The sequence below is a fragment of the Streptomyces sp. URMC 123 genome (genome assembly GCF_051386515.1).
Lineage (GTDB): Bacteria > Actinomycetota > Actinomycetes > Streptomycetales > Streptomycetaceae > Streptomyces.
In genome coordinates, this window is the sequence record NZ_JBPQTV010000352.1 from 1 (window position 1) to 6,414 (window position 6,414).

6 protein-coding genes are annotated in these 6,414 nt (G+C 74.4%); 3 read left to right on the forward strand and 3 right to left on the reverse strand.

Annotated elements, in window-relative coordinates; genetic code table 11:
• Positions 1-93: 93 nt before the first annotated feature.
• Entirely contained in the window at positions 94-1,509 is a 1,416-nt protein-coding gene (locus ACSNOD_RS26935; protein WP_436769667.1) for a serine hydrolase domain-containing protein, read from the forward strand.
• Positions 1,510-1,576: 67 nt separating this feature from the next.
• On the opposite strand, the gene ACSNOD_RS26940 is transcribed toward ACSNOD_RS26935, so the two are convergent.
• The 3 genes from ACSNOD_RS26940 to ACSNOD_RS26950 form a co-directional block, all read right to left on the reverse strand.
• Positions 1,577-2,467 carry a GNAT family N-acetyltransferase gene (locus tag ACSNOD_RS26940; protein ID WP_436769668.1) on the reverse strand — a complete coding sequence of 297 codons (891 nt, stop codon included), beginning with the start codon at positions 2,465-2,467 and terminating at the stop codon, positions 1,577-1,579.
• A gap of 488 nt (positions 2,468-2,955) precedes the next feature.
• A complete protein-coding gene (locus tag ACSNOD_RS26945) occupies positions 2,956-3,432 on the reverse strand; it encodes a hypothetical protein (protein ID WP_436769669.1) in 477 nt (158 codons plus the stop codon).
• Between the two features lie 14 nt (positions 3,433-3,446).
• Positions 3,447-4,712, reverse strand: a complete 1,266-nt coding sequence (locus ACSNOD_RS26950) for a helix-turn-helix domain-containing protein (protein ID WP_436769670.1) — start codon at positions 4,710-4,712, stop codon at positions 3,447-3,449.
• Positions 4,713-4,900: 188 nt separating this feature from the next.
• Between ACSNOD_RS26950 and ACSNOD_RS26955 the strand changes: the two genes are divergently transcribed.
• Both ACSNOD_RS26955 and ACSNOD_RS26960 read left to right on the forward strand, forming a co-directional pair.
• Positions 4,901-5,098 carry a hypothetical protein gene (locus ACSNOD_RS26955; RefSeq protein WP_436769671.1) on the forward strand — a complete coding sequence of 66 codons (198 nt, stop codon included), beginning with the start codon at positions 4,901-4,903 and terminating at the stop codon, positions 5,096-5,098.
• 84 nt (positions 5,099-5,182) lie between these two features.
• On the forward strand, positions 5,183-5,821 hold the full coding sequence (locus tag ACSNOD_RS26960) for an HAD family hydrolase (RefSeq protein WP_436769672.1): 639 nt from the start codon (positions 5,183-5,185) through the stop codon (positions 5,819-5,821).
• The last annotated feature ends 593 nt before the right edge of the window (positions 5,822-6,414 follow it).

A 6,414-nucleotide genomic window follows, 5' to 3' on the forward strand; every position in this document is an offset into this window, starting at 1 on the left:
GCGGGCCCCGTACGACCCGCCGGCCCGGCAGCCGTACGGGGGCGTGCGCCACCGCCACGGCCGCCACCGCCGTCGCCGTGGACAATGGCGCTCATGATCACACCGAGCGAAGCGCTGTTGCCCGCCACCGACCGCGCCCTGCTGCACCGGATCGCCGTCGCCCAGGCGGAGGGCCGCACGCCCTCCCTGGCGGCGGCGGTCGTGCGCGACGGCCGGACGGTGTGGACCGGTTTCCGGGGCGCGGTCGGCGACGCCGAGCCGACCGCCGACACCCAGTACCGCATCGGCTCGCTGACCAAGTCCCTGATCGCCGTGCTGGTGATGCGGCTGCGCGACGAGGGGCTGCTGGACCTCGCCGACCCCCTCTCCGCCCACCTCCCCGGCACGGGCGTCGGCGAACTGACCGTCGCGCAACTGCTCTCGCACACCGCCGGCCTCGCCGCCGAGCCGCCCGGCCCCTGGTGGGAGCGGACCCCCGGGGCGCTCCGCCCCGAGCTGGGCGACATCGTCGGCGGCGCGCCCCTGCGCCACCCCGCGGGCCGGCTGCACCACTACTCCAACGTCGGCTACGCCCTCCTCGGCGCGCTCGTCGCCCGGCTGCGCGACATGCCCTGGGACGAGGCGCTGCGCCGCGAGGTGCTGGACCCGCTGGGCATGTCCCGGACCTCGGTGCTGCCGAGCGAGCCGTACGCGCGCGGCTGGGCGGTGCACCCCTGGGCGGACGTGCTGCTGCCCGAGCCCGCCGAGGAGACCGGGCTGATGGCCCCGGCCGGGCAACTGTGGTCCACCGTCGGAGACCTGTGCCGGTACGCGGCGTTCCTGGCCGACGGGGACGCCCGGGTGCTCGGCGCGGACTCGCTGGCCGCCATGCGGGACCCGGCCGCCCCGCCCGGGCGCGACAGCTGGGACGGCGGCTACGGCCTCGGCCTGCAGCTCATGCGCGCCCAGGGGCGTGTCCTGGCCGGCCACACGGGCTCGATGCCCGGGTTCCTCGCCACGCTCTGGGTGAGCGTCGCGGACGGGGTCGGCGCGGTCGTCCTCACCAACGCGACCTCCGGGCCGGCGGTCGCCGCGACCGCCGCCGACCTCGTGGGCATCGTCGCCGACCGCGAGCCGCGGCTGCCCGGCGCGTGGCGGCCCCTGCCGGAGGTCGATCCGGAGCTGCTGGAGCTCACCGGCGTCTGGTACTGGGGCGCCGCGCCCTTCGCGCTGCGGCTGGCGGCCGGCGGCTCGCTGGAGCTGAGCCCCCTGGGCGTGCCGGGCCGCGCCTCCCGCTTCCGCCCCGCCCCCGACGGCGCCGGCTGGATCGGCCTGGACGGCTACTACGAGGGGGAGCGGCTGCGGGTGGTGCGCGCGGGCGAGGCCGCCACGGAGGGCGGGGCCGACCGCCCGGGGGCGGTCAGCCACCTCGACCTGGGCACGTTCGTCTTCACCCGCGAGCCGTACGAGGCGGGGGCGCCGGTGCCGGGCGGGGTCGACCCGCAGGGGTGGCGCGCGGGCGAGTCCTGAACGCGCTGTCGGGTGCGCGCTGCGCGACCGTACGGGGGGTGAGCGCGTACGGGGGTGAGCGCGGCGGTCAGCCGAGTGCCGGCATCAGGGGGGCGAAGCGGCGCTCCGGATCGCCGGGGAGGTCCGGCGCGCCGTGCACCATCACGGTGTGCGAGGCCACGGGGGCGAGGGCGCTCGCCACGAGCCAGGCGGTGAGGCCGGAGTGGCGGGCGTCCACCTCTATGCGCACGTCTCCGTGGGTTTCGCTCTGCCGCGCCGTGTCGGTCAGCAGATCGTGGACGAGCCGCTGGGCGAGGGCGGGGGAGTCGGCGACCACCGGCCCCACGACCGTGGTGGCCCCCTGCCGCCAGGCGGCGGCGTAGCCGGCGAGGCCCCGGGGGCCCTCGACGACCCGGACCTGTTCGACGAACGCGGGCAGCCGGGTCAGCAGGTGGGTGCGGTCCGAGCCCATGGCGTCCGCGTCCAGCCGCACGACGGCCGCGAGGTCGGCGGCGGTCGCGCGCCTCGACGCCGGCGCGGCGGAGGGCCTCTTCGGGTCCGCGCCGGGCCGGAAGCGGCCCTGCAGGGTGGCCGACGCGCCGATGGCGCGGAAGCCGCACCGCTCGAACAGCGGCCGCTCGGCGGGGGTGGCGTAGCGGAGGACGGCCGCGCTGCCCGCCTGTTCCAGGGCGTGGCCGATCAGCCGCCGGCCGAGGCCGCGCCGGGCATGTCGCTCGGCGACCAGTACGGCGCCGAGGGAGGCGAGTTCGGGGCCGTACGGGGTGAGGACGTACGCGCCTATCAGGCCGCCGCCACCGTCGGCGTCCGGTCCGTCGGTGCCGTGGCAGAGGCCCGCCGTGAGCAGCAACTGCCACGCGCGCTCCGCGCGGGGCCGGCCGCGGTCGGCGGCCAGGTCGAGACAGTGGGCGAGGTCGGCACGGGTCAGCGGGCGAATCGGCACGGTGGTCAGCGGCGTCATGGTGCAAGGCTCGCCGATACGTGGGCGTGTCGTCGAGCGAATCACGCCTCGGGTGAGGCGATGTTCGCCCCGTGTTGACGCGGGGTGCGCTTTCCGCTTGTTCCGCGCGACGTTCCCGGGGCCTTCGGCACATAGCCCCTTTCACTCCGCCTCGAGGGGGCGGGGTGTTTGCCCCGGCTTTGGGCACGAAGCCCCCTTGTTTCCGCCCCGAGGGGGCGGAGCGGATGCCCCGGTCTTCGGCACGAGACCCCCCTGCTCCCGCCCCGAAGGGGCGGGAAGGTTGCCCCGGCCTTCGGCCGGGGGGATGGGTGGTGTGCGGTGCGCACGCCGTGCGGGTGGGTCGGTGCCGCACCGGGGTATCTCCTCGGCGGCGCACGTGCACCGTTGTTCTACGGCTCCCCCGCCGTCTCGTGCGCCGCGCTGCGGGGACACCCCGCCACGTCCCCTCCGGCCCGTCCCGCGCCCGCGGGTGGGAGGAAGGTGAGCGGTCAGTCCCGCGTGGCCCCCGCTGGCCACACCACGCGTACGGGGACGCCCACGCGGCGGGCGTACGCGACGACGTCGGCGGTGCCGCCGAGGCCCCGTGCGGGGCCGCCGTCCCATACGGCGAGGAGCTCGTCGACCAGACCGACCAGGAGCTCGCCGCTCACCATGTGCGCGTGCTCCGTGGACGTCTCCAGCCCGGTGTGGTGGACGTCGGACGCCCTGCGGAGAAGGTCGTCATAGGTCTCGTGATGCCAGTCGGGGAGGCCGTCGCGGTACTCCCGTGCCGGGACGACGGCCTCGATCCGGCCCCCGTGATCGAGCACGGCCCGCGCGAACCAGGCGTCGGGGCCGTCGGCGAGACAGCTCACCCCGATGAGCGCGTCGCGTTCGTACGCGCCCACGATCTCGGCCAGCTCCTGCCGCAGCGGCTGTTCCAGCGCGTCGGACAGCCCCCGGTGGCCCGTGATGCCGACTCTCAAGCGTCCTCCCTCGGTCATAGGTAGGCGTCGTTCAATCGGCTGTCGAATTCGCGGACGACGGTCGGCGGTGTCGAGGACGAATAGGTCCGGCGGAAGACGCGGGCACGTTCGACCACTCGCCCCGAGCGCAGGCGCAAGCCCGTGTCGAGTGCCTGGGCGGCCAGGACGAAGGCGGCGTCCAATTGCCCGGAGGCCATATGTCCACTCGCGACGTCGAGAGCCAGCAGGGCTCGCTGTTTCTCGTGATGGGAGGAGAGAGCGGACGATGCGTCGGCCAAGGAGGAATGCACCCAACGAGGGCGTCCAAGTCGGGCGCCGCACGCCACACGGGCCGCGGCCACCTTGCGCTCGTCGAAGGTGAAGACCCAGGGCCATGGCGGTGCGTTCGACGCCGGCATGCGAGCCACCTCCGCGGCGCTCGCCGTCAGTGCGCGGTCCGCGGCCCGCTCGTCCCCCGCCGACGCGAGGGCGACGGCTTCGAGGCTCGACAGCCACGCGGCGGCGATCGCCGGCCTGTCGGCCCCCAACTGCCGCCGGGCGGAGCGGATCAGCGAGATGCCTTGAGGGACGTTCCCATGCTCGACCTCGAACTGCGCCAAGCTGCCTTGCTGGTACGCGATCAATAACGGATCGCAGGCACGTCGGGCAGCCTTGATGGCAGCGCCGTACCAGGTGCGCGCCGAGCCCTGGTCGGCCAGGTCCCAGCTCAGCCAGCCGACAAAGCTGGCCACTTCGCTGCCGACCGCGGCCAGTCGCGTACGCGCCTTCTGGTCCGTCAGTTGCGAGGCGACCGTCTGCACGAGCCGCATATGGCCCTGGACCGTCTCCGAAAGCTGTCGCGCCGGTGCCGTGGCGTCCATACGGCGGAACGCTGTCGTCGCGATGCGCAGTACGGCCGCCTGCCCCCCTTCCCAGTCGTCGCGCCGCGGTGGCCCGGCACCGAGGACGGGTGTCGCAGCCACGGCCGCCACACTGCTTACGAATTCACGCCTTCTCACGTCATCGCTTCCATCCCCGCGCTTGCTCGGGTCCGCACCGGCATCGGCAAGGCCGACCAGACGAGGGGGGATGCCGAGATGGTGAGCTGCCCGAGCGAGGGCGGTCATGTTGTACGGACCCGCTCCCCGCTGTTCGAGGCGGGATACCGCGGACTGGGACAGGCCGCAGAGGGTGCCGAGTCCGGCTTGGGTCACTCCGGCCGCCTCACGCGTCAGCCGGATCACGCGCCCGTAGTCACCCTGCGCCGATGCTGCTCGGACCGCGCTGTCGGACCAGTTCATCGGTGCCTGTCCCTCTCACGGTAGGTAAGTGAGAACGGATATGCGAGCACGCGTACCCGCTGGCTGCATACCCATATGCGCGCATCGCATGAATGCTGGCGCGCCCCTCGCGAGGGCGGTTCTCTCGTCTCACGCATCGGGACGAGGCGGCCGCGTGAAGGCACGCCATCAGTGAGGAGGCCGGACGCATGACCTACCGGAGGGGAGTCGTCGTCGTGGACACACGGACCGGCGCGGTCGGGGTCGTCGTCAAGGAGCACGGCGACAGCGTGCTCCTCAAGCCGCACCGCAGCGCGCACCCGCACTGGTGGGCGCCACCTGCCGCGTTGCGGCTGGCCCGGGGATACGAGCGGGACGCGTCCGGCGTGCGGAGGCGTGGAGCGTGAGATGCCGTTCGGGAGTTGCCCGTGCCCGGGCCGGGTGGCCACCGCGGGCGAAGGCCCGTGTCGCGTGGCGGTTACGCTCGCCGCATGGCGACCCTCCACCTGTTCGACCTCGACGGCACCTTGCTGTACGGCTCCGCCGCCCCCGTGGAGATATCCCGGCGGCTCGGGCCCGACGTGGAGGACGGGGTGCGGGAGTTGGAGCGCGCGTTCGCCGCGGGCGAGCTCGATCCGCCCGGGTTCGCGCTGCGCGTGCGCGCGCTCTGGGCGGACCTCACCGAGGAGCACGTGGCGGCCGCCTTCGAGGGCGCGCCGTGGCTCGCGGGCATCCGGGACGTGTGGCGGGAGATCCGCGCGGCCGGTGACCGCTGCGCGGTGATCTCGCTCTCGCCGGGCTTCTTCGTGGAGCGGCTGCTGGACTGGGGCGCGGACGCCACCTACGGCTCGCGGTTCCCCGCGGTGCCGTTCCGGGAGCCGGTGGACCCGACGGGCATCCTCTCCGCTGCCGCCAAGGTGCGCATCGCGGACGAGCTGTGCGCCCGCTTCGGGGTGAGCCGCGCCGACTGCGTGGCCTACGGGGACTCCCTCTCGGACGCCGCGCTGTTCGCCGCGCTGCCCGTGTCCGTCGCGATGAACGCCGACCACCACGTGGCGGAGCTCGCCTCCCACGCGTACACCGGCCGCGATCTGCGCGAGGCGTACGAACTGGTCCGCGCGGCGGTCTGAGCCGTCCCGCCGCCCGCGCGGAGCGCGCGCGGGGGTCTTGTGGATCGATCGTCCGCGAGTAGGGTCGGTTCCCCGTCGGGTGCCGGTGCCGGATGTCGGATCTTCCGTGTCCCGCGCGGACACCGTATGGCGCCTGCCCGCCGGGCGTCACGGGAAAGACATGCCAGCCTAACGGCGAACGGCCGTCCGGCGCCCGGAGTTTCGGCTATGCGCCCGGCGTCGTGACGCCGAATGGCATGCTGCGGGCATTCCGCACCGGAACGGGGGGAGGGGCGGACGCGTACGCGGGCCGCTCCCGTGCACCACGGAACTGCGCATACCTGATCGAGACACGTTCGCAAGACGTTCGAGGCGAGGCAGACCATGGACGCTCCCACCACGACGCCGGCCGACAACGGCGGCCCCGGCGGTAACAGTGGGGAATGGGGCTGGTTCACTCCGGGTCCGGGCAGGGAACCGGACATTCAGCACAGCGGTGCCGGACGCGCCGGGGAGCCCGACCGAATACCGGGCCCCGCCGGCGACGCCCACCGGCCAGCCCCGCACCCCCATCCGCACCCGCACCCGCACGCGCGGTTGACCGTTCCGCCACC

What these genes read in the sequence shown, in the direction of transcription:
- ACSNOD_RS26935 (WP_436769667.1), top strand. Translation starts at nt 94, where the DNA reads ATGATCACACCGAGCGAAGCGCTGTTGCCCGCCACCGACCGCGCCCTG.
- ACSNOD_RS26950 (WP_436769670.1), bottom strand. Translation starts at nt 4,712, where the DNA reads ATGAACTGGTCCGACAGCGCGGTCCGAGCAGCATCGGCGCAGGGTGAC.
- ACSNOD_RS26955 (WP_436769671.1), top strand. Translation starts at nt 4,901, where the DNA reads ATGACCTACCGGAGGGGAGTCGTCGTCGTGGACACACGGACCGGCGCG.
- ACSNOD_RS26940 (WP_436769668.1), bottom strand. Translation starts at nt 2,467, where the DNA reads ATGACGCCGCTGACCACCGTGCCGATTCGCCCGCTGACCCGTGCCGAC.
- ACSNOD_RS26960 (WP_436769672.1), top strand. Translation starts at nt 5,183, where the DNA reads ATGGCGACCCTCCACCTGTTCGACCTCGACGGCACCTTGCTGTACGGC.